This is a genomic window from Herbaspirillum chlorophenolicum, from assembly GCF_001189955.1.
GTDB lineage: Bacteria > Pseudomonadota > Gammaproteobacteria > Burkholderiales > Burkholderiaceae_D > Herbaspirillum > Herbaspirillum chlorophenolicum.
This window is the reverse complement of the sequence record NZ_LFLT01000130.1, coordinates 1-1,779: the sequence shown is the minus strand read 5'-3', so window position 1 is coordinate 1,779 and position 1,779 is coordinate 1. Positions and strand designations below refer to the sequence as shown.

Sequence of the window (1,779 nt, the reverse complement as noted above, 5' to 3'; positions counted from 1 at the left end):
TGGCATGGGCTAGCAGGTAGCGGATGACTGCATTCTCGTCAGCCGGCAGGATGCCACCCCAGGCCAGGAAATGCCGAATGGCGGAACGATAGGTGAGCCGGGTATTTTCGGACGTCGCTGCGGCGAGGAAATCCCTATGGGCCGCTTCAACATCTGCGGGCAATAGCGTACCGGCAGTCATCGCATTGCTAATGGCAGGGATAATCTCAGAGGGAGGCAATTTGTCGCTCATTTTGGCTCATGTACCGCAACGGGGCGTCATAAACGATGAATGACGCACTATAACATTCCATAACGCTTCTTATAGGGGGTCATGCCGGGATAAGGCTGGAAATGACACACAATCCTGAAAGTGCTTAAGGTTGCCGCCTTTATGCCGTAGGAGCATAAAGACGGTGCTAAATTGAACACTTATCAACCGGACATCGGCTGGGATATTTTCTCTTGAATCCTCGCGCTGAATCGCCCCCCATATAGAGCCAGCCGAGATAAGGACACATTTTCGAGGCCGATCTGGGGCGTGCGATCGTGCGCGAGATAGGTCTCATGCGCCGCACTACGGTGACGCTAGATGAGGGTCGGCCGGGATTCTGGAAATTTTTGCAGAAATGGTGTTAAGTAATTGATTTTTATCGATTTTGTTGAATACCCAAATCTCTTTTCTTCACTCGAAAAATCGACGGGCCTCATCACCAAAATCAGTTTGATTTTCCAATGCCAGGTATCTTCCGCTCCCCCTTTTTTAGCGAGCAGTACCTTTAATTCCGATGATGATGCAACTTGGGCATCTTGTTTTGCCGTGGCGGTCGACGGCCACGTTCGGCTAATCATCAGCCTGTTATTCGGAAACATCTCTCAGTTCCCGAATTACTTTATGCCTTGCTAATCTCAAGCCTTACTCAGGTGTAAGCAAGCCAGATTAGTTGGAGTGATCCCGATCCGGCCGACGCCAAGGATCGATATGAGTCATCAGGTTAAGTACACGATGGCGTTGCATTACTCGTTGCCTAGCCAAGACAGCAATTTCATGCCCTGCCTCGACACTAATCTGTGCATCGACTTCGATATGGGCGTCGACCACGATCATGTCACCCATCTTTCGGGTACGCACATCGTGGATTCCATTGACACCAAGAGTATCCAGTAACGTGCTCCGAATAGCCTCTACCTCGTCTTGATCTACGGCGCGATCCATCAGATCGTGAAGTGCCTCCCAACCGAACTCCCAACCCATCTTTACAACCATGACACCTACTATCAAGGCCGCAATGGGATCGAGGATTGGGTATCCAGCCAAATTGCCTACAATGCCTACTCCAACGACTAAAGATGACGCAGCGTCGGATCGCGCATGCCAAGCGTTGGCTACCAACATGCTAGATTTCACTCGCTTTGCGACTCGTAACATGTAACGGAACAGGAGCTCTTTAGCCAGTAATGCTCCACATGCTACCCACAATGCCACGACGTGAACTTCTTGCACACTTTCGGGGTTCTCAAGTTTGACTATTGCCGACCAAAGCATGCCGACGCCAACTGTAAGGAGTAATACGCCTAACACGAGTGATGCAGCGGTTTCAAATCGATGATGCCCGTATGGATGCTCCTCGTCAGCATCCTTTTTACTGTGATGGTTCGCGAATAGAACAACGAAATCAGCAACCAAATCTGAAAGCGAGTGGATGCCATCGGCAATCAAGCCTTGAGATTTGGAAAATATCCCTGCAATGATTTGCAACAACGTCAGCAGAAGATTTACGGCAACACTGACCCAAGTAC

General features: G+C 49.9%; 2 protein-coding genes and 1 pseudogene. All 3 read right to left on the bottom strand.

Going from position 1 to position 1,779, the window contains the following annotated elements:
* A pseudogene (locus AKL28_RS23475) lies at positions 1 to 232 on the bottom strand (integrase); the annotation flags it as partial.
* Positions 233 to 567: 335 nt separating this feature from the next.
* Complete coding sequence (locus tag AKL28_RS24755) at positions 568 to 852, bottom strand: hypothetical protein (RefSeq protein WP_156226478.1); 285 nt, start codon at positions 850 to 852, stop codon at positions 568 to 570.
* A gap of 67 nt (positions 853 to 919) precedes the next feature.
* Positions 920 to 1,779: cation diffusion facilitator family transporter (locus AKL28_RS23470; RefSeq protein ID WP_050470691.1), on the bottom strand; the 860-nt coding region annotated here is incomplete at its 5' end.

What these genes read in the sequence shown, in the direction of transcription:
- AKL28_RS24755 (WP_156226478.1), bottom strand. Translation starts at nt 852, where the DNA reads ATGTTTCCGAATAACAGGCTGATGATTAGCCGAACGTGGCCGTCGACC.